The organism is Mesobacillus sp. (genome assembly GCF_057785455.1).
This window is the reverse complement of the sequence record NZ_JBYNSB010000030.1, coordinates 92,737-113,610: the sequence shown is the minus strand read 5'-3', so window position 1 is coordinate 113,610 and position 20,874 is coordinate 92,737. Positions and strand designations below refer to the sequence as shown.

21 protein-coding genes and 1 riboswitch are annotated in these 20,874 nt (G+C 44.2%); of the genes, 4 read left to right on the top strand and 17 right to left on the bottom strand.

The window, feature by feature from the left end:
• Positions 1-158: 158 nt before the first annotated feature.
• On the top strand, positions 159-425 hold the full coding sequence (locus AC3EBE_RS11770; protein WP_488595217.1) for a DUF3055 domain-containing protein: 267 nt from the start codon (positions 159-161) through the stop codon (positions 423-425).
• Positions 426-506: 81 nt separating this feature from the next.
• Positions 507-791 (top strand): cytosolic protein, encoded by a 285-nt coding sequence (locus AC3EBE_RS11765; RefSeq protein ID WP_488595269.1) that lies wholly within the window; start codon positions 507-509, stop codon positions 789-791.
• A gap of 57 nt (positions 792-848) precedes the next feature.
• Here the strand turns inward: AC3EBE_RS11765 and AC3EBE_RS11760 are convergent, their stop codons facing one another.
• Positions 849-1,139, bottom strand: coding sequence for a YutD family protein (locus AC3EBE_RS11760; RefSeq protein WP_488595216.1), 291 nt, complete (start codon positions 1,137-1,139; stop codon positions 849-851).
• Positions 1,140-1,285: 146 nt separating this feature from the next.
• Between AC3EBE_RS11760 and AC3EBE_RS11755 the strand changes: the two genes are divergently transcribed.
• Entirely contained in the window at positions 1,286-1,978 is a 693-nt protein-coding gene (locus AC3EBE_RS11755; RefSeq protein ID WP_488595215.1) for a YhcN/YlaJ family sporulation lipoprotein, read from the top strand.
• 46 nt (positions 1,979-2,024) lie between these two features.
• Here AC3EBE_RS11755 and lipA read toward each other — a convergent pair whose 3' ends face one another.
• Entirely contained in the window at positions 2,025-2,942 is a 918-nt protein-coding gene (gene lipA / locus AC3EBE_RS11750) for a lipoyl synthase (protein ID WP_488595268.1), read from the bottom strand.
• A gap of 280 nt (positions 2,943-3,222) precedes the next feature.
• Between lipA and AC3EBE_RS11745 the strand changes: the two genes are divergently transcribed.
• The gene (locus AC3EBE_RS11745) at positions 3,223-4,218 is read left to right on the top strand and encodes a M23 family metallopeptidase (RefSeq protein WP_488595214.1); all 996 of its coding nucleotides are present in this window, start codon (positions 3,223-3,225) and stop codon (positions 4,216-4,218) included.
• Between the two features lie 83 nt (positions 4,219-4,301).
• Here AC3EBE_RS11745 and AC3EBE_RS11740 read toward each other — a convergent pair whose 3' ends face one another.
• The 15 genes from AC3EBE_RS11740 to AC3EBE_RS11670 form a co-directional block, all read right to left on the bottom strand.
• A complete protein-coding gene (locus AC3EBE_RS11740) occupies positions 4,302-4,406 on the bottom strand; it encodes a methionine/alanine import family NSS transporter small subunit (RefSeq protein WP_488595213.1) in 105 nt (34 codons plus the stop codon).
• Positions 4,406-5,917 (bottom strand): sodium-dependent transporter, encoded by a 1,512-nt coding sequence (locus AC3EBE_RS11735; RefSeq protein WP_488595212.1) that lies wholly within the window; start codon positions 5,915-5,917, stop codon positions 4,406-4,408. The genes AC3EBE_RS11740 and AC3EBE_RS11735 overlap by 1 nt, the downstream gene beginning before the upstream one ends.
• Before the next feature lie 240 nt (positions 5,918-6,157).
• Entirely contained in the window at positions 6,158-7,744 is a 1,587-nt protein-coding gene (locus tag AC3EBE_RS11730; RefSeq protein ID WP_488595211.1) for a Na+/H+ antiporter NhaC family protein, read from the bottom strand.
• Between the two features lie 130 nt (positions 7,745-7,874).
• A riboswitch (Lysine riboswitch) is annotated at positions 7,875-8,056 on the bottom strand.
• Between the two features lie 67 nt (positions 8,057-8,123).
• Positions 8,124-8,882 (bottom strand): sporulation protein YunB, encoded by a 759-nt coding sequence (gene yunB, locus AC3EBE_RS11725; RefSeq protein ID WP_488595210.1) that lies wholly within the window; start codon positions 8,880-8,882, stop codon positions 8,124-8,126.
• Positions 8,883-8,941: 59 nt separating this feature from the next.
• On the bottom strand, positions 8,942-10,051 hold the full coding sequence (locus tag AC3EBE_RS11720) for an HD-GYP domain-containing protein (protein ID WP_488595209.1): 1,110 nt from the start codon (positions 10,049-10,051) through the stop codon (positions 8,942-8,944).
• Between the two features lie 217 nt (positions 10,052-10,268).
• On the bottom strand, positions 10,269-10,571 hold the full coding sequence (locus tag AC3EBE_RS11715) for a YunC family protein (RefSeq protein WP_488595208.1): 303 nt from the start codon (positions 10,569-10,571) through the stop codon (positions 10,269-10,271).
• Positions 10,572-10,664: 93 nt separating this feature from the next.
• The gene (locus tag AC3EBE_RS11710; protein ID WP_488595207.1) at positions 10,665-12,047 is read right to left on the bottom strand and encodes a bifunctional metallophosphatase/5'-nucleotidase; all 1,383 of its coding nucleotides are present in this window, start codon (positions 12,045-12,047) and stop codon (positions 10,665-10,667) included.
• 82 nt (positions 12,048-12,129) lie between these two features.
• A complete protein-coding gene (locus AC3EBE_RS11705; protein ID WP_488595206.1) occupies positions 12,130-12,978 on the bottom strand; it encodes a DUF72 domain-containing protein in 849 nt (282 codons plus the stop codon).
• A 459-nt stretch (positions 12,979-13,437) separates the two neighbouring features.
• Positions 13,438-14,835 carry a Fe-S cluster assembly protein SufB gene (sufB, locus tag AC3EBE_RS11700; RefSeq protein ID WP_488595205.1) on the bottom strand — a complete coding sequence of 466 codons (1,398 nt, stop codon included), beginning with the start codon at positions 14,833-14,835 and terminating at the stop codon, positions 13,438-13,440.
• 111 nt (positions 14,836-14,946) lie between these two features.
• Positions 14,947-15,393: a Fe-S cluster assembly sulfur transfer protein SufU gene (gene sufU, locus AC3EBE_RS11695; protein ID WP_488595204.1), complete on the bottom strand. Its 447-nt coding sequence runs from the start codon at positions 15,391-15,393 to the stop codon at positions 14,947-14,949.
• Entirely contained in the window at positions 15,383-16,612 is a 1,230-nt protein-coding gene (locus tag AC3EBE_RS11690) for a cysteine desulfurase (protein ID WP_488595203.1), read from the bottom strand. The genes sufU and AC3EBE_RS11690 overlap by 11 nt, the downstream gene beginning before the upstream one ends.
• Positions 16,612-17,919, bottom strand: a complete 1,308-nt coding sequence (gene sufD / locus AC3EBE_RS11685) for a Fe-S cluster assembly protein SufD (protein ID WP_488595202.1) — start codon at positions 17,917-17,919, stop codon at positions 16,612-16,614. The genes AC3EBE_RS11690 and sufD overlap by 1 nt, the downstream gene beginning before the upstream one ends.
• Positions 17,920-17,937: 18 nt before the next feature.
• Complete coding sequence (sufC, locus tag AC3EBE_RS11680) at positions 17,938-18,723, bottom strand: Fe-S cluster assembly ATPase SufC (RefSeq protein WP_144478499.1); 786 nt, start codon at positions 18,721-18,723, stop codon at positions 17,938-17,940.
• 1,285 nt (positions 18,724-20,008) lie between these two features.
• On the bottom strand, positions 20,009-20,161 hold the full coding sequence (locus AC3EBE_RS11675) for a YuzK family famiily protein (protein WP_488595201.1): 153 nt from the start codon (positions 20,159-20,161) through the stop codon (positions 20,009-20,011).
• A 252-nt stretch (positions 20,162-20,413) separates the two neighbouring features.
• Positions 20,414-20,785 (bottom strand): carboxymuconolactone decarboxylase family protein, encoded by a 372-nt coding sequence (locus tag AC3EBE_RS11670; RefSeq protein ID WP_488595200.1) that lies wholly within the window; start codon positions 20,783-20,785, stop codon positions 20,414-20,416.
• Between the last annotated feature and the right edge of the window lie 89 nt (positions 20,786-20,874).

The window sequence follows — 20,874 nt, the reverse complement described above, 5'->3', positions numbered from 1 at the left end:
CGCAGGAGTCTGCGCGCCTTCCACTACAATCAACAGATTTCGAAATCAATATTGGGCAATAACCGCACTATTTGGTAAGATGGTGAGTATGAGTGCTAAATGTAAATTTGAGCAGCTAGTTTAATACATAATTCTTAAGCAATTAGGAGGAACTACTTATGACTGATCGATTTTTTCTATATGATGATACAGAAGATACTAAAACACGCTATGTGAGCTTCCTTGGTGAAAATCAGCGCTTTGACCTGGCGATTATGCAGACGAGCCGTTATTACGGTAAGAGTATCGTTCTTGATATCCAGGGCAGCCGTTTCGCCATTATCGGGCAGGATGATTTGGATGAGGAAGGCTACCTGGAGTTTGCCTATAATCTGTCAGAAGAGGATGCAGAGGAGCTGCGTTCATTCCTGAGGCAGCTCGTGTAAGTGTCAGCTGGAACGAACTGTTTGTTTGTTTTGCCCTATTCAAGAAATACTAATAGGACAACAAGCAAAGAGGGTGAGTTCATGAGCAAGGAAGACCGTGAATTGTACTCAGATTTTTCTAATGTTGAAAAACAAAGGAACTATGCTACGGCCGAGGATTTGCCGGACGGACCCTACGGCTCGCCTTTTCGCGAGCATGAGCCTGTTGAAGGAAAAAGCACTCCATGGCGGGAAGGCCAGCGATCGTACAGCAATTTCAATTATGAATTCAAATCGCTGCATCAGGGAATGCCCCGCAAGGAAGCCGGCGCGCATCCTACGCACGATGACCCGTATGAAAGCGAGCAGCCGCCATATAGTGAGTGATGGGTCCCGGTTTTTGCCGGACATTAAAAAGAGGACCCCAATCCAGGGTCCTCTTTCCTATTGGCTTGCGTTTTGCCTGGCTACCTTTTTGGCAACGAAATATGCACAGCCAAAATTGCAATACTCATAAAGATATTCGCTCACCGTACTGATTTTTGTATCAAAGGTCGATTTCTGGTTCTGGTCATCGAAGAAGCCTCTCAGCCTAAGCTGCCCATATCCCCAGTCACCGACAATATAATCGTACTTCGTTAAAATTTCACTATATCTTGCACGGAACGCTTCTTCATTGAACCCATCGCGCGCTTCGTCAACTATTTCGTAACACAAATTGTTGATGCAAATCATTTAAACACCTCTTTTTCATTGCTGTTTTTCATATCCATTCATTCTTTCCCACATTTGGTTTATTTAAATTATAACTGATTCCCCATCAATTACTAAGCAAAAAAAATAAAATCGAAGCCATTCTAATCAGTAGGAGGTGTTTTTTTATGAAAAAGGCAATCATTGCTCTGGGTGTTTGCGGTGCGGTTGCGCTGACTGGGTGTGCAAATAATAACAATGCATCCCCGGATGATCGCGGCGGTGCTGGAATTTACCAGCGAAGCGGAACTACAATGAATGTGAATGATCAGCGGGCAGATATTTACAATAAGAACACAGATAAAGGCTTAAAAAATTCCAGCGAGGATTTTGGCTATGTCCGCCACCAAAGAACAGGGGTAATGGGCACAGACTATAACACTGATGCTTATCGTTCCATCGATCGTGAACAGCTGGCAGATATGATCGGACGCTACAGCCTGATGGCTAAGGATGTAGATGATGTCTCTACCCTTGTTACCGATGAAGAAGTTCTGATTGTTTATAATACTGAATCAGAGAACCGTTTTGAAACAGCGGACCAGGTGAAGAAGATGGCAATGTCAGTTGTTCCCCGCTGGTTCCATGTGTATGTGTCTGATGATCCGAGCCTGCGCAGTGAGGTCGAGAACTTTGCTTCCCTTGATACCGACAGCCGTGATGTAGACACGATGATTGACGGCGTTGTAAAACAAATGCTGAAATCTCCTCAAGGCCGTGATATGAGTACTGGAGAAAATGCAAACGGCGAAGCAAAAGGTGAGATGAATGAAAAGATGGATCGAGACGATCTTTCTACTCAAATGAAAAAAGGGAAATAAAAATGGAAAAGAGTTCAGCAATGCTGAACTCTTTATTTTTCTCCTATTAAGCCTGCTGGGCCGCTGCCTGATCGGCAAGCTCCTGCTTGTGCTTGGCTGCAGAATTGACCTGTTCGTCCGCGTGGTAGGAAGAACGGACCAGTGGACCTGCTTCACAGTGGCTGAAGCCTTTTTGCAGGGCGATTTCTTTTAACTCTGCAAATTCATCTGGATGATAGTATTTAACAACCTCCAGATGTTTTTTCGAAGGCTGAAGGTATTGCCCAAGTGTCAGGATGTCTACATTGTTTGCGCGCAGGTCATCCATCGCTTCGATCAGCTCTTCTTTTGTTTCTCCCAGACCGACCATAATGCTTGATTTTGTTGGGATATCAGGCTGAAGCTCCTTCGCACGGCGCAGGAATTCAAGTGAGCGTTCATACGTCGCACGTGCCCTGATTCTTGGAGTCAGGCGTTTAACTGTTTCAATATTATGGTTGAGGATATCAGGGCGTGCATCCATCAGCGTCTTCAGGTTTTCCAGCACCCCACCCATATCGGAAGGCAATACTTCAATGGATGTGAAAGGATTTTTCCTGCGGACAGCTCTTACCGTTTCGGCAAATACTGCAGCCCCTCCATCCTTCAGATCGTCACGTGCTACAGCGGTAATAACAGCATGCTTCAGGTTCATAAGCGCTACTGAATCTGCCACTCTTTCCGGCTCCTGCCAGTCCAGCTCAGTTGGAAGGCCGGTTTTAACCGCACAGAAGCGGCATGCACGCGTACAAACATCGCCAAGGATCATGAAGGTAGCAGTCCGTCTTACTGCCCAGCATTCGTGGATATTCGGGCATTTAGCTTCTTCACAAACGGTATGTAGGCTCTTTTCCCTCATCATCTTCTTCAAGCCGGTATAATTTTCGTTCGTATTCAACTTTATTTTCAGCCATTCAGGCTTTCTCTGTACTTCTTTTTTGCTCATCATTTTCACTCCATTCCTGCTGCAATACATCAAGAACACCATGAAAAAATCAAGGCCGATCTACAGCTTCTGATGTCACTTTAACATAATGAAAATAACTCGACAAGTGCGATAACTTTCCATTACCATTATTTGATATTTATGAAATGAATCCTTCATCGCAAACTATAACAAGACAAGCAGAAGCATCTTGATATTTCCTGCGAAAGCTTTCTATAGAACGAATCACTTCACGCAGGATCTGGACTTAATTGGTGCAAAATCTGAAGGGAGGATTAAGGTGAAATTTTTAAATGCAGTCATCGTTCTTTTTTTATTATGCCCGGTCCTTTCGGCGAATAAGGCAGCGGCGGCCGAACAGGATACAGATGTGTATAAAAAGAGAATGGACTTATATACCCGTGTTGAGGCTGTTTCCCAAATCCCATGGTATTATATTGCCGCTGTAGATCAATATGAGCGGAATGTCCGCCAGGCACGCAAGGATTTGCCAAAAGCAGAAGGCATTGCTGGCATCTATTTTAAACCGGAGGAATGGGCTGGTTTGCTGAATCCAAATCTTCAGGATCATAATCCAGTATCAATTCAATTTTTCAATGGAATCGGCTTTGATGGGAATGGGGACGGCAAGGCGAACCTGAATGACGACGAGGATGTACTCCAGGCTTTTGCACACTATCTTCTCCATTACGGGACTGATCATGAAAACATAAAAATTGGGCTCTGGAACTATTATAAACGAGATAAAACTGTTGGGATCATCATCGGCAAGGCGATGATTTACAGGCATTTTGGCAGGCTCGACCTGGACACGCATTCCTTCCCTCTGCCATTGCGCAGCAACCACAGCTACAACAATACATGGGGAGATGCCCGCGGCTGGGGAGGCAGAAGGATTCACGAAGGTACTGATATCTTCGCAAACTATGGTGTACCTGTCAGAGCCACTGGGTACGGCATCGTTGAGATGAAGGGCTGGAATAAATACGGAGGCTGGCGTGTCGGAATCCGGGATATTAATAATACTTATCACTATTTCGCCCATTTAAGCGGCTTTGCCAAGGAGCTGCAGGTAGGACAAATCGTTGAACCTGGAACCGTGATTGGCGGTGTCGGCAGCTCAGGCTACGGCCCTCCTGGTACATCAGGGAAATTCCCGCCTCACCTGCACTATGGCATGTACAAGGATAACGGCTATACTGAATGGTCATTTGATCCATATCCTCATTTGAAGATGTGGGCAAGGCAGGAACGTGCACGGCTTAAGAATAAATAAATATTTTTCTTGTATGCTTAGGTTAGATCACCAAGGAACAGGATAAAAAAGGCCAGCCTGATCGGCTGGCCCTTTAACTATTATTAAGATGATCTGGATTTTTTCACAGCGTGCATGACACTTGCTGCAAGTCCTCCCCAAATGATGACCATCCCAACTACCATCATAACTACTGCACTAGCATCCATTATTTTGAAACCCCCTTGTCTTGTGGAATTTCATATAGCGATTTATCCCATTTCTTCACATTCGCGAAGATGAACCCTACAATAATTGCGCCGATGGCAACAAGCCATCCAGAGTAAACATTGAAGATTACCGGGTAGCCGCCATAGCTGGTCTTGATATCTGTCATGATGTTCATTACCATCATGATACCAAGTACGATTGGTGTGATGTACTTAAGGGAAATATTCCACCAGCTTCCAAGCTTGATGTCAGAAATCGCATCTGCATGGCCGCGAAGGGCGTCTGCTTCTTTAGCAATCCAAACGATGAAGACAACTTCCACAAGGCCGGCAAGAGCAACACCGTAGTTGTTGATGAAAGCATCAGCAGAGTCAAGGAAGTTCAATCCGCCCTGAGTAGCGAAAAGGATTGAGATCAGCGCAGAGATTCCGCCTCCGATTGCTACTGCCTTTGTACGTGATACATTGAATTTATCCTGGAATCCGGCAACATATGTTTCAACAATTGAGATTAGTGAAGAAAGTCCCGCCAGTGTCAAGCTGACGAAGAACAGTACACCGAACGCTGCACTGAATGCAGGCAATTCATTGATGATTTGCGGGAAGACCGCGAATGCCAGGATTACACCTTTGCTTACTACCTCGTTAACAGGGACGCCTTGCTGCATTGCCATGAAGCCCAATGCCGCGAATACACCGATACCGGCAAGCAGCTCAAATGAAGAGTTAGCAAAAGCTGTGATGAAAGCATTGTTCGTAATATCCGATTTCTTTGGCAGATAGCTTGAGTATGTGATCATGATCGCAAATGCGATTGATAAACTGAAGAAAATCTGTCCGTAAGCCGCAACCCAGACTTTTCCGTTGAGAATCTGGCTCCAGTCTGGCTTGAAGAAGGCATTCACACCATCAATAGCTCCATCCAGAGTCAACGCGCGAACAACAATGATTAAGAATAAAATAACAAGTGCAGGAATGAAAATCTTGTTCGCAACTTCAATACCTTTTTTGACACCCTTGAACAAAATGCCAAGTGTTATGACCCAGACAATCACCAATGGAAAGAATACTCCTGGTACGATGCTGCCTACCTGGCCTGCATCGACCACTTTCAGGTAATCGCCGACAAGGAATGTAAGCGGGTCGTCTCCCCATTGCTTGCTGATTGAAAAATAAGCATATGACATTGCCCATGCAATGATAACTGCATAATAAGTTGAGATAACAAATGAAATTGCAAGCTGCCACCAGCCAAGCCATTCAGAACCTTTGCGGATTCTTGCGAAGCTTAGAGGTGAAGATCCGCGATACTTATGGCCAATTGTAAATTCAAGAATCAAAATAGGAATACCAGCTGTCAGCAATGCGAATAGATATGGGAAGAAAAATGCACCCCCGCCATTTTCATACGCAACGCCGGGAAAGCGCCAAATATTTCCCAACCCGACTGCTGAACCAACTGCTGCAAGAATAAATCCCGCCCGTGTTCCCCACTGTGGACGATTTTCCATTATGAATCCCCCTTCCTTCCTAACCCAAAGTAAAATATTGATGAATTAGAAAGTTTTATATTTTCTGATTATTTAGTCTAGGAATAGTATAGCTAGTTTTTAATTGCTTGTCAAAATATTATTTTCCTCATAATAAATTTTTTTTAATATTTATTTTCCCAAGTATACCAATCCCTGTATTTATAAAGAGAGTTTTGACGTTAAATGGAAAAGGCTGTCTGGTGAACAGACAGCCTTTTGTTATTCTGCTAGATTTTCTTTTAACGATTCCGCTTCTGGGGACTTGGTGCCAAAGATGAACGCAAATCCAGTTAACAGGATTGCAACTACTGCAAGAGATGCAAGAGTGCTGCCTGTAAAACCCACTACAATGAAGCCAACGGCCGAGATAGCTGCAGTAATGAGCGCATATGGCAGCTGGGTCATGACATGGTCCAAATGGTTCGATCCCGCACCAGTAGAGGAAAGGATCGTTGTATCGGAAATTGGCGAACAGTGGTCACCAAATACCGCACCGGCCAATACGGCTGCAAGAGCCGGAAGAAGCATGCTGATATCTGCTGCAGCAGCGATATCTCCTGCGATTGGAAGCAGGATACCGAATGAACCCCATGAAGTTCCTGTTGAGAACGCCATGATTCCCGCTACGATAAATAGAAGGAATGGCAGGAAGGAAATATTCATGTTTGATTTTTCAACAAGTCCTGCAAGATATGTTCCTGTTTCAAGTCTGCCAATCAAATCAACAATTACCCATGCGAACACAAGAATATAAATGGCCGGAAGCATAGATTTGATTCCCTCAAGAATGCCTTTTCCGAATACATTTGCATTTACACCTTTAAGGACAACTGCCTGTCTTACAAACAGAAGCAATGCGGCAGCGAGTCCCAGCAGGCCGCCTGTTACAAGTGATTTCGTTACATCGGTATTTTCAAGGATTTTAAAAATAGTCGCTTTGCCTTCAACCGCACTCAAGCCTGTCCACATCATCATACCGACAGTTCCGGCAACAAGCGCGGCGATTGGCCAGACTAGGTCTCCTACTGTGCCTTTTGAGCTTGTCGGAAGATCATCTTTTAGCTCCCCTGGGACAGGCTTGCTCTGATCCACAACGATGCCTTCATTCCAGGCACGTGTTTCGTGGACCTTCATTGGTCCGATATCGATATTGCGAAGCGCTACGATGAACACCATAGCAAGTGCAGCAAGTGCGTAAAAATTCATTGGAGCGATTTGCATGAATGCCGAGAAGGCACTATATTCTGTTACTCCATGCGCAGCAAGGATCGTGCCGATCAGGGCGATAATGTAAGCCCCCCAGCTTGAAATCGGAGATACAACACACATTGGAGCGGATGTTGAATCAATAATATAAGCAAGCTTTGCGCGAGACACCTTTTGACGGTCCGTAATCGGGCGCGAGATTTGTCCTACAGCCAGGGCATTGAAGTAATCATCAATAAAAATGATAATACCTAAAAATGCACCTACTAGCTGGGCGCCAGCTCTTGTTTTAACACGCTTCATTGCCCATTCGCCAAATGCGCGGCTGCCGCCGGAAATTGAGATGAACGCTGTAATGATTCCCAAAAGCAATAAGAACAGGATGATATATAGACTGTATGTGTTCAGCTCGCCATCGGCAATGAATATTCCTTTTACCGCATCGCCTATGATTGAAAAGGTCTTGCCAATATTGAACTCAGAAAGCAATAAAGCCGCTGCGGCGATGCCCGTCCCCAAAGACAGAAGCACCTTTCGTGTGATTACTACCATTAGAATCGCCAGCAAGGGCGGAAGTAATGAATATATTGTGTTCTCCATTTTTTCTCCTCCTAGTTTTTTGTCAGGGGGAAACTGTTCCATGAAAAGAGCAACAAGTCCAGATAAATATAAAAGGGCAACGATAGAGAATGTCTATCGCTGCCCTTGATAAGCAACTAGTTTCTCCATCACGATCTGTAGCTCCCCATTATGGAGATTCCTCCATAATGACAGTGGTACTCTTGTTCAAAGTACCCCCAGCAATATAAATGCGACACATTTAAACTGCTTCGGCAAAATTCCCTTTCAGCTGTGATCAACGTTGTCATCCTCACACAGCATACTCTTGAATTCTGCACCTCTACCCCACCGGAATGATAAGGTTATTTATTCAATTAGGTTTATAATATAACAATATAGTAAACTTGGCAACTCCTTTTTACTCACCCGGCAATTGGATAGCTGGTGAAGAATCCCCGCCGCCATTGTAAAATTGGGGCACTTTTCCAGGATAATAGAAGCTTCCGATCGGGATATCCTCTTGGACTGTGGCTATATCTGTTGCGAATGGAATAATAATTTGCACATTTACCTTTACTCTAACCGAAACATTGATCAGGGTGTTGTTGATGCCATGCTCCTCTGTTTCCCAAACGATATCCGCTGTGACATCGCCAATCGCATTGAATTTTACCGGAACCCTCGGCCCCATATTACCGAGAAGCGCATTATTGGTAGCCTGCCCTAATGGGACATAGTAGATGATTCCTTCCTGCCTTTCATCCTCATCTGTAACAAGCTCCACATCTGACAGCATTTCAAGTGAGGTGAGATTCCCTCTTTCTGCTTCCTTAAGATTCATTTGCACAATGTTCGTCGTCTCAGCCTTCACGCGGTTGATGATTTCGGTGTTGAACTTCACTACAGTGGTTGTACCGCCATCAACCGGGACAAACTCAATGACTTTATCAATATCCATGCCGCTTGCGATTTTCTTATTAATGGCTTTATTGATTACCAGTGTCGCAATCTTCCTTGTCTGGGATTCTGCATATCTCATTAGTGTTGGTTCAAGACCTTTATCTATAATCCAGAGCCCTGCTGCTGTTGAAAAAGAAAAAAAGACAAAGGTCAGCAGGAACACGTATCTGAAAGGCAATGGCCCTTTTCGAGGCAGCCTGCGGCCGAACTTTGCCAAAACAAATCCCCCCTCTAAAGCTATATGTATGCTTTAAAGGGGGGAACTAGCCTTAAAAACTAATAATTGTTGGCGTACTCATATTTCATGATGGTGTCACAGCTGACGATCATAATTGATAAATTGACCTTAAGGTCGATTTCATATGGGTTGACCCGCTGGCCGTTTTCTTCGAGTACCCGTATGAGCGGGCGTTCGCTCAAGCCTGGATTCTGGGCAGCGACTGCTCCTTTGCGTCCGTCGCTTAGCACGACTGTCAATCCGATTGGGTAGATTGCTACTGCCCTGCGGAAAGCATCGACGACCTTCGGATCGAATAAGCTCCCCGAGCCGGAATAGAGGATTTCCAGTCCTTCATGGGGCAGCATAGCCGGCCTGTAGACACGGTTTGAGGTAACAGCATCAAATACATCCGCTACTCCAAGGATTCTTCCGAACAGGTGGATGCTGTCATCTTTAAGCCCCCTCGGATAGCCTGAGCCATTTAGGCGTTCATGGTGCTGGTAGGCACAATGGGCAACAATCAAAGGAACTCCTGGAACATTGCGAAGCAGTTGAAAGCCATCCTCAGCATGCGCCTTGATGATCTGGAATTCTTCAGCTGTCAGGCGGCCTGGCTTAGTTAATATTTCCTCAGGCACCTTCATTTTGCCGACATCATGCAAAATTGCACCAAGTCCGAGCAGCTCAAGCTCCTTAGGCGGCAGCTTCATTTCGATTCCAATTGCCAGTGAATATAGCGTCACATTTAAAGAATGCGAAAAAATATAGTGGTCGTGGATAAAGACATCTGACAGCAGATTGAGCAGTTCCCTGCTTCTCTGCAGTTCATCCAGCAAAATGCTGATCAGCTTCTTGAATTTCCGCGCCGATTTTTCGATCACGAAGGACTGTGATATTTTCGTATCCATCTGAATTTGCCTGAATGATTCCCCAATGGACTTGATGGCATCAATCCGTAATTCCTCGGAAATGGAGTTCGTTAAGACAAGATCATTTGTGTCAGGATCACTTATATAGAGATAATCGATTCCAAACTCCAGGAGGCGGCCCAAAATCTTCTTCTCAAGCACCGCACCTACATTTAACAGGATTTTCCCCTGGTCATTATAGATGGCTTTTGCAAGTAAAGCACCATCCTCAACAGTTGAGGTCGCTACCAATCTCATGTCAATTCCCACTTTTTCTGTTTGATGTTGGCTGATTTCGAAAACATTGTGGAAGTCATCCAGCAAGAAAATTTTACATATTACGACAATTATTTCTTCCATTCTAACATAATCATGCATGAAATGGTTATCGTTTTTTAGTTGGGAAAAATCGATGATAATCAATTTTGTTCATGGTAATGAGGAACATAGAAAAAGACAGCCTGGGCGGCTGTCTTTAATTCATTAAAAGCAAGGCATCCTTGCCGATCATTCCTTTTACTGCTCCAAGGTTCTCTGCTTCAAAAGTAACGGATTCCAAAGGTGCTTCAAGCAATTCATCAATTGTTTTTACCCCTACTGCCCTGCCGGCGATGACCTTCCTGGCCTTAAGCTTTTCATTGAGCAGCGCAACATCCAGGGCTCCGCACATAATATATCCTTTATCTCCAGTCACAACAAGCAGATTGGTCTTTGGCAATCTGACGGTAATGCATAAGAAAGTCCTGCCCTCTATCTCTATCGGTGACATTTCCATCATGGAACACACTCTCCTTCCATTTATCCAATAACACTTTATGAATAGAACAGGAAAAGCGTGATATTTTGCATAAAATCTATTTAGATTTGAGGATTACTTGCAGTATACTGAAGCAATTTTCCATTGCAGCAGATTGCGCAAGAACTCCGGCAGCCAGTATCTTTTGTTTTCTGCACGGTATATCTCGGGGAAGAACCGGCCAAACGTGAACATATCCGGAATCGCCAACACATATTCTTTTTTCGGATCAAGCTGTTTTCCATTTATCAAGATCGTCGTGACATTATGCTGCATCTGAAATTCAATGCCATCATATACCATTACACCCATAACGGTCCCCCGGAAGCCCAGTCCTTTGATTTGCATATGCGGCCATTTTTCGTCGCGCGTCTGAAGAAGCACTTCCTTTAATTCAGCTCCTGAAAGCCTGATTGTGCATGGATTAATCGGGTGCGGACATATTTCAAGCAGGTCGTACTCGGTAACCTCCCCAGCTTTTAAGCCATCAAGCAGCATTCCTGCATTCATGAAAGCGCAATCGGCATCACACCATTCACGGAGAGCCTGGGTCAGCATGGCGGAAAGCTCGGATACCTCCATTGGGTCGGCATTTAAGTCATCAGGCAATATCGCTGCCCTCTTTGAAAGCAGTCTTTTTCCTTCGCTGAAATACCCATTGACGAGCTCAAGCTCATTATCAGCTTTTTCTGCCTCATTCATGTCATACAAAATTGCGCTTTTAGCTACAATTCGTTTGGAATCTATATCGAGTTTAAGCGTGACATGCCCGGTGTAAAGCCCATGCTTGCCTGCACCGGCGAGCAATGAGAAGCCCACTTCTTTCCCTTCATGTAAAATATGATGGGTATGGCCGCCAAGGATGACATCAATTTCAGGGAACATGCCGGCAATCAGCTCATCATCATGAATTCCGAGATGGGAGAGAAGAATAATTACATCCGTCTTTCCTCTAAGCTCTGCTACACAATGCTTTAATTCATCAATCGGGTCAGTCAGCTTCCAGCCCAGCTGTTCATAAAAACGGGAAAAGTTCACGCTCAGGCCAATGACACCAATTCTTGTTCCCTGCTTAGTTATATATGTATAAAACGGCTTTGCCCATTGCGGTCTGGAACCATCGGGTTTATAAAGATTAGCTACAAGCATCTCGAATTCTTTTTCAAGATACATGGAATCCAGATCCTCAAACGGAAGAGTGATTCCCTCGTTATTTCCAATGGTTGCTGCATCATAGCCGGCATCGTTCAGCAAGCGGCAATTGGCCTTGCCTCTAGTCGCATCAGACAATGGATGCCAGCGGTCCATATGGTCGCCGATATCGAATACCAGAACCTCATCGCCTGCCTCTTCATGCCAGCATCTTCGTTCAGTCACCAGCTTATGGATCGCAGGCCAGTGTTCAAGATGGCTATGCAAATCGTTCGTATGGTAAATGTGGATTATTTCTTCCCTCAACACCATCAATCCTCTTTAAAATGAAGTACCCCTGCCTTTTTAACGGAAGGGGCTTGGTTATTATTTGTTTCCTTCATCATCGCTAAAATAAATCAAGCTGACGCGGGTTCAAGCCTGAATATTCAATATCCAGGATATCAAGCATCTGCTTGGCGTTATCAGCTGCATCCCCGCCAGAATTGTTGTTGAACAGCGCATACACCTTTGCTGTGCTTTCATCGAGCTTTTTCAGGTGCTCCGCCCATTCTTTTAATTCTTCCTGATTGTAACGATAAAGATACCTGACCTCGCGCCAATCCTGTCCCCTGCCCTTTTTGTTCCAGCCATGGACATTGCGTCCGTGGAAACGGACAAGTACTTTCTCAGGAGATGCCGATTCAAGGACAGTCGGAATTGAGCCCTCTCCCGCCTGCGGTTCATCACAGATGCTGTGGATCCATTTTTCCGCTTTCATAAAATCAAGCGTCTTTTCGCGCATCCCGCCTTCAAACCAGGATTGATTGCGGAACTCGAGCGCACAGTCTATATCCCCCATCTGCTCCCTGCACCATCGCAAATAATCGACATTCTCCTTGCGCAGGTCAAACCACGGCGGAAACTGAAAGAGTGTCATACCATGCTTATTAGCTTCCAAATATGGTTTCAGTGACTCTATATAGGCATTGAACATCTCATTTTTATCTTTAAAAGGAATCTCACCGCGCTGATGCCCGGTCATCCCTTGATATGCTTTTACAATGAATTGAAAATTATCAGGGGTATCCTCTACCCATCTCGCCGCATTTTTTACAGGCTGCACAGCGTAAAAAGAGGCATCGACCTCGACTGCGGGAAAGTGGCTGGAGTATTCCTTCAGTTTATCTCGCGGAGCTACCTTGCCATCATATAAGCTGTCATGGTCTCCCCAGCCCGTTAAGCCAACAATAATCATCTGTGCACCTCCATTTTAACTTCATGATAGCATAATTCCCCTCTGTATAAGAACTAAGACATCGTTTAATCTTATTTCCCGGTTATCAAAGAGGGAAAACCTTGGTGGAGAGCGCTGAGCTTAACGGCGTTACGAAGAAACACTGCGAATATGCCGATAAATGCTTCACTTTTGCTGAAAGATTAATCATGTCGGTTACACGTTACACCCCATATTTCGAAATGATTGCTGATTTTTGCGTGGCATCCTGATAAAATCGCACCTTTAAAGCGGATAATCGCACGGAAGTGAACATTAATCGCACGGAAAATTACATTATATGCACAGACAATCATTCGTATTGCACGAAAATGCTTACTAATTGCACCTTCTTCCTTTTAACTGGAAATCAGATGTCGTTTATATGCTTTACCATAAAAAAATCCACCTGCCAGAGCAGGTGGATTCCCGAAACTTTCATTAACCGATTGAACCTTCCATCTCAAACTTGATCAGGCGGTTCATTTCGACTGCATATTCCATTGGCAATTCTTTAGTGAATGGCTCAATGAAGCCCATTACGATCATTTCTGTTGCTTCTTCCTGCGAAATTCCGCGGCTCATCAGGTAGAATAACTGCTCTTCTGATACCTTGGAAACCTTCGCTTCGTGCTCAAGAGAAATGTTGTCGTTCAGGATTTCGTTGTATGGAATTGTGTCTGAAGTAGACTTGTTATCCATGATCAGCGTATCGCACTCAATGTTAGAGCGGGCGCCGTCAGCTTTGCGTCCGAAGTGAACGATACCGCGGTATGTTACTTTTCCGCCGTGCTTGGAAATTGATTTTGATACGATTGTTGAAGATGTATTTGGTGCAAGGTGGATCATTTTCGCACCTGCATCCTGGTGCTGGCCCTTACCTGCAATCGCGATTGACAATGTCATACCACGTGCGCCTTCACCTTTAAGGATGACTGCCGGGTATTTCATTGTAAGCTTGGAGCCGATGTTGCCATCGATCCATTCCATTGTTGCGTTTGCTTCACAAACCGCACGCTTTGTAACAAGGTTGAAGACGTTGTTTGCCCAGTTCTGGATTGTTGTGTAACGGCAGTAAGCGTCTTTTTTGATGATGATTTCAACGACAGCACTGTGAAGTGAATTCGTTGTGTAAACAGGAGCAGTACATCCTTCAACATAGTGTACATGCGCGCCTTCATCAACAATGATTAATGTACGCTCGAACTGACCCATGTTCTCAGAGTTGATGCGGAAGTATGCTTGTAGAGGTGTTTCTACTTTTACTCCCTTAGGAACGTAGATGAATGATCCACCAGACCATACTGCAGAGTTCAATGCTGAGAACTTGTTGTCTGTTGGCGGAATCACTTTTCCGAAATGCTCACGGAAGATATCTTCGTTTTCTTTAAGAGCTGAATCTGTGTCTTTAAAGACAATTCCAAGGTCCTCAAGCTCTTCTTTCATGTTATGGTATACAACCTCTGATTCGTATTGCGCAGAAACACCCGCAAGGTATTTTTGCTCAGCTTCAGGAATTCCCAGCTTATCAAAAGTCGCCTTGATTTCATCAGGAACTTCATCCCATGATTTTTCAGAGCGCTCTGAAGGTTTTACATAATATGTGATTTCATCAAAGTTCAATGAAGCCATATCTCCGCCCCATTGAGGCATTGGCATATTGTAGAAGTGCTCAAGTGACTTTAAGCGGAAGTCGAGCATCCATTGAGGCTCTTCCTTCATTTTTGAAATTTCTTCAACGATTTCACGCGTCAGACCGCGTTTAGACCGGAAGATGGAAACGTCTTTGTCGGCAAAACCGTATTTATAATCACCGATCTCTGGCATTTTTTTAGCCATCGTCGAATTCCTCCATTCTTAAAGCAAGGAATTGCTCCTGCTTTGTAGTGTTGTACTGGCTGCAGGCCAATCCCCTGCAGGCTTTCTATAAAATTAATTCTATGATGTCTCTTATTGGTTGGCTTCGTCTTCCTTAAGGCCCTTCTCCATCGCCTTCCAGGCAAGTGTTGCGCACTTGATCCTTGCCGGGAACTTCGCGACACCCTGAAGTGCTTCAATATCACCAAGGTCCAGTTCATCTTCATCATAGTCATTGCCCTGCATGATGTCGGAAAAAATCTTGGACAGCTTGAGCGCGTCCTCAACATTTCTTCCTTTGATTGCCTGCGTCATCATCGATGCAGAAGACATGGAAATCGAGCAGCCTTCGCCTTCAAACTTGGCATCCGAAACCTTGCCGTCTTCAACATTCATCGTCAGCTGGATGCGGTCTCCGCAGGTAGGATTGTTCATATTGACAGTCAGGCTGCCTTCATCTAAAACACCTTTATTGCGAGGGTTTTTATAGTGATCCATAATAACTTGCCGATAAAGGTTATCTAAATTATTAAAAGACATCGCTGAAATACTCCTTTGTTTTGACAAGCCCTGCTACAAGCTTGTCAATATCTTCTTCTGTGTTGTACAGGTAGAAGCTTGCACGTGCAGTAGCCGAAGCCTTAAGCCACTTCATCAATGGCTGTGCGCAATGGTGTCCTGCGCGTACGGCAATTCCTTCAGCATCAAGTACTGTTGCCACATCATGAGGATGCACATCATCCATATTGAAGGTCACAAGGCCAGCGCGCTTGCCGGCATCCTTCGGTCCATAGATGGTCATGCCCTCAATCCCTGACATTTTGTCCATAGCATAAGCAGCAAGCGCATGCTCATGCTTTTCGATATTTTCTAGTCCAATGTCGTTAAGGAAGTCGATTGCTGCACCAAGACCAATCGCACCGGCGATGATTGGTGTTCCGCCTTCGAATTTCCACGGCAGCTCTTTCCATGTAGACTCGTATAATCCTACGAAGTCAATCATCTCGCCGCCAAACTCAATTGGCTCCATTTTTTCAAGAAGAGCCTTCTTACCGTACAGTACCCCGATACCAGTAGGGCCACACATCTTATGTCCGGAAAAAGCAAGGAAATCACAGTTGAGATCCTGGACATCAATTTTCATGTGCGGAGCACTCTGGGCGCCATCCACAACCATGACTGCACCATGCTGGTGGGCAATTTCGGCAATCTCTTTAATCGGGTTCATGACACCAAGGACATTGGATACCTGCATGATTGAAACGATTTTCGTATTCTCTGTAATGGTTTCCCTTACAGTATCAAGCGAAATCGTACCGTCTTCCTGCAGGTCAAGATATTTCAAAGTTGCACCCGTCTGTTTTGCCACCTGCTGCCACGGGATGATATTGCTGTGATGTTCCATATAAGAGATGACGATTTCATCGCCCTCTTTCAGGTTCTCACGAGCATAGCTTGCAGCTACCGTGTTCAGCGCAGTTGTTGTACCGCGGGTGAAAATGATTTCTTCGATCGATTTTGCATTAATGAACTTGCGAACCTTTTCCCTCGCACCTTCGTATCCATCGGTAGCTCTTGTTCCAAGAGTATGGACACCGCGGTGAACGTTTGAGTTGTATTCGCGATAATATTTATCCAATGCTTCTATTACTTGCACCGGCTTTTGAGAAGTTGCCGCGCTGTCGAGATAGACGAGCGGGCTGCCATTGACTTCCTGATTTAGAATCGGAAATAATTCTCGAACCTCGCGGGCGTTCATTATCTTACTTTCCTTTCGATGACTTCCACCAATTGCTTTTTAACTCCCTCGATTGGAAGTTCGTTTACAACAGGTGCAAGGAAGCCGTGAATGACAAGGCGTTCTGCCTCGTGCTTTGGAATACCGCGGCTCATCAAGTAGTAAAGCTGAAGAGGGTCAACGCGTCCAACAGATGCTGCGTGTCCTGCAGTTACATCATCTTCATCGATCAGAAGGATTGGGTTCGCATCCCCACGAGCCTTTTCGCTAAGCATCAAAACGCGTGATTCCTGCTCAGCGTTGGATTTAGAAGCACCATGCTCGATTTTACCGATACCATTAAAGATAGAAGTCGCGCTATCCTTAACAACACCATGCTTTAGAATATAGCCTTCAGAATTTTTCCCGAAGTGGATGATGCTTGTCGTGAAGTTCTGAGTCTGCTCCCCACGTCCAACCATAACCATCTTAGTATCACCGTACGAACCATCACCAACAAGATTCGTCACGTTTTCAGAGATTGTGTTGCCATCGTTCATCAATCCAAGAGCCCACTCGATGCGAGCATCTCTTGCTGCTTGACCGCGGCGATTCACATAAGTTGTCAGGCCTGAAGCCAATGTATCAACCGCACCGTACTGGATTTTCGCATTTTGTCCTGCGATCGCTTCAGTTACGATGTTGACTAATCCGTTCACTGCACCTGTAGTTGAAATATAGTTTTCAACATAAGTCACTGAGCTGTTGTCTTCAGCAACGACAAGCACGTGGTTGAACAGGTTTGCTTCTGCATCATCATGCAGGAAGATCGCCTGGATTGGGTTAGTAACCTGAACATTTTTAGGAACATAAAGGAATGCTCCGCCGTTAATAAATGCTGTATGAAGAGCAGTTAGACGGTTTTCATCCGTTTTTACTGCAGTCATGAAATATTTCTGAAGAAGGTTGCTGTACTCGCGTGCTGCTGTGAAAATATCCGTGAACACAACACCTTGCTCTTGCATTTCCTTCGATAGCTGCAGGTATGCAGGCTTATTATTGCGCTGAATGTACAAGCTGCTATCCTTAGCTTCCTGGTCAACAAGTGCTTTTACTTCTTCTGGAAGCTCGTCAATAGTTGAGAACACATCGCTTTTTACTAAAAGCTTCTCAAATTGCGTGAAGTTCCACTTATCAATTTTTGTTTTATCCGGTCTTGGCATTGGAAGGTCTTCAGCCTTTTCAAGCGACTGAACACGAAGTTCTGTCAGCCATGCCGGTTCGCTCATTTCTTTTGAAAAGGAAGTAATATACTCCTGGTCAAAAGGCAATTTCGTTTCCGTAGTCATTATAAATCCCCCCAACGCTTACGCTTCTTGCCCAACTGTTTCGTCTTCAATACCTAGTTCTTTCTTAATCCAGTCGTATCCTTCTGCCTCTAAGCGCTGTGCAAGCTCTGGTCCGCCAGACTTCACGATGCGGCCCTGCATCATTACATGCACATAGTCAGGAGTGATGTAGTCAAGAAGGCGCTGATAGTGAGTGATGATCAGGCAGCCGAAATCTTCGCCGCGCATTTCGTTGATTCCTTTAGAAACAACCTTCAATGCGTCGATATCAAGACCAGAGTCAATCTCATCAAGAATAGCGATCTTTGGCTCAAGCATCATCAATTGAAGGATTTCGTTACGCTTCTTCTCACCGCCAGAGAAACCTTCGTTAAGGTAACGCTGTGCCATATCAAGGTCCATTTCAAGGAACTCCATCTGCTTATCCATCTTGCGGATGAACTTCATCAATGAAATTTCATTTCCTTCGCCAAGGCGGCTGTTCAAAGCAGAACGCAAGAAGTCAGCGTTCGTAACACCGCTGATTTCGCTTGGATATTGCATAGCAAGGAACAGACCAGCGCGAGCTCTTTCATCAACTTCCATTTCAAGAACATCTTCGCCATCAAGAGTAACAGAACCATTAGTTACTTCATATTTTGGATGACCCATAATAGAAGAAGATAAAGTTGATTTACCAGTACCATTAGGTCCCATGATCGCGTGGATCTCTCCACCCTTAACTTCAAGGTTAACACCCTTTAATATCTGCTTGCCTTCAATCTCAACTTGAAGGTCCTTAATTGATAATACAGATCCTGCCATAATAATACCTCCGTCAATATAGAAAAGATTTAAGCGACCATTGCCGTCTTTAACTCTATTCTCATTTTATTCTCATTACAATCTTATAACAAATGAAAAGTGTTAGCAACTCTTTCAGAGTGGAAAGAAATTCATTAAACAAAAGAAAAAAACTTGATTTATCACTCATCATAGAAGCCCCTGTTTTGCCCAACCTCATTGATTTTTGGCTCATTGCAAAGTGAAATGAAACGGGAAGAGCAAACGAGTTTGCTCTTATCGTTTCACTTTCCCTTTGCAGCTTTTCAGCACAGCTGAAAAGTTTGTGAAGCGTCAGCTTCACAAAATGAGCCAAAAATCAGCACCAACCTGGTCAATATGGTCTCAGAAGAAGCTTGATGAAGATGCGCTAAATCTGTTTTCTTCATGTATTATAATATATTTCTTTACACTCCCACCCCCGCCCGCCAGCACAGCAGGCGGGCGACGAAGCAACAAGCCGAAACAAACTTTTCAAATAATTGAATCATTCTTATTTTAACAGAGTATTACGCTCAAGTCGGCTCTTTTAGCTCACTCTTGTCCATCATTATATTTTTCACCGCTAATTAGAAAAAAATGTACGATTCTCAGGTTTTACCATACCTGTGCCATAGCATCAAGGGAGCTGGAATCACTCTTATGACAATTCGAATAGTTTTTTTGCTTCCATATTGTCTTGCGGTCTCTCTTTTGACAATTCAAACGGATTTTTGAATCACGAATTGTCTTGGCGAACCCTCCTATAACAATTCAATTGGATTTTTCACTCACGAATTGTCTTGAAGACCCCTTCTATAACAATTCAATCGGATTTTTCACTCACGAATTGTCTTGGCGAACCCTCTTATGACAATTCAATCGGGTTTTCCACTCACGAATTGTCTTGGTGAACCCTCTTATGACAATTCAATTGGGTTTTCCGCTCACGAATTGTCTTGAAGACCCCTCCTATAACAATTCAATCGGATTTTTCAATCACGAATTGTCTTGGCGAACCCTCCTATAACAATTCAATTGGATTTTCCGCTCACGAATTGTCTTGGCGAACCCTCTTATAACAATTCAATCGGATTTCTCTTCCCGAATTGTCTTAAGCCACATCCCATAACAACTCAAACAAATATTTCGCTTCCGAATTGTCATAGGAATCGCCATTAAAAAAATCAACAGCCGCCGCCACACACATGTCTTAATTATAATAAAGAAACCAGTGCATCAATCTACACTGGTTCTGGAAAATTTCTTCTATTATATATGTCTAGGCTTACGAATGAACTTTTCTGTCCAGATCGGCAACCATCCGTTGACTTTGGATATAGTCACGTTCGCGTTTTCTTTCAACTTCCATCCTTGCGTCATGGTTCATGCTGTAGACCTCGTAACTGATTCCATGGGCTCCATGCATTGCTTTTTCCATTTCACTTGTGTAATTCAGCTTTAGCGAATTAATAGTGAATCATCCCTTCGGTTTTTCGCTGTAATCAGCGATTTTTTTGTTAGTGCTAATGTTAACACCTTTCCTTTACCACTATCAAAGCGATTAAAACCGTTAATATTTGGATGTCATGGAATAAGGAGCCTTAAGAGTCCCTCAGCTCGCCGGTTCTTACAATCCTTCTGGAATCCTCCATATATGAGCATATCCTGTAAAGAGGACAATCAAAAAGGCTTATTGTTTCAAAGTATTTAGTTCTGCCATCGCTTCCTGGACAAGCGTGACTGCCTGGCTCATTGCCGCGCCGCCTCCGAATGCAGCCGTCACTCCCACCGCTTCTAGGATCTGCTCTTCAGTAGCTCCCTGGTCCAGGCAGCCCTTTAAATGATAAATGATACAATATTCATCCTGCGAATAAAGAGAAATACCAAGAGCAATCAGCTGCTTTTCTTTTTGCGAAAGTGTTCCTTCCTGAAAGCACACTTCTGTGAAAGCATTATAGTGTCTGGCTAGTTCAGGCATTTTTTGCGTAAAGACGCCCAAGCCTTGTTTATATTCATGTAATGCAGCTTCAGTTGAATTACGTGGTTCATAATGATGTTCCATACAGTCCACTCCATTCTGTTTTTTTCTCGGTTAGTATGGTAAATTTCGTGGCGGGTTATACAACTGATATGGATAGACTTCAAAAGAAA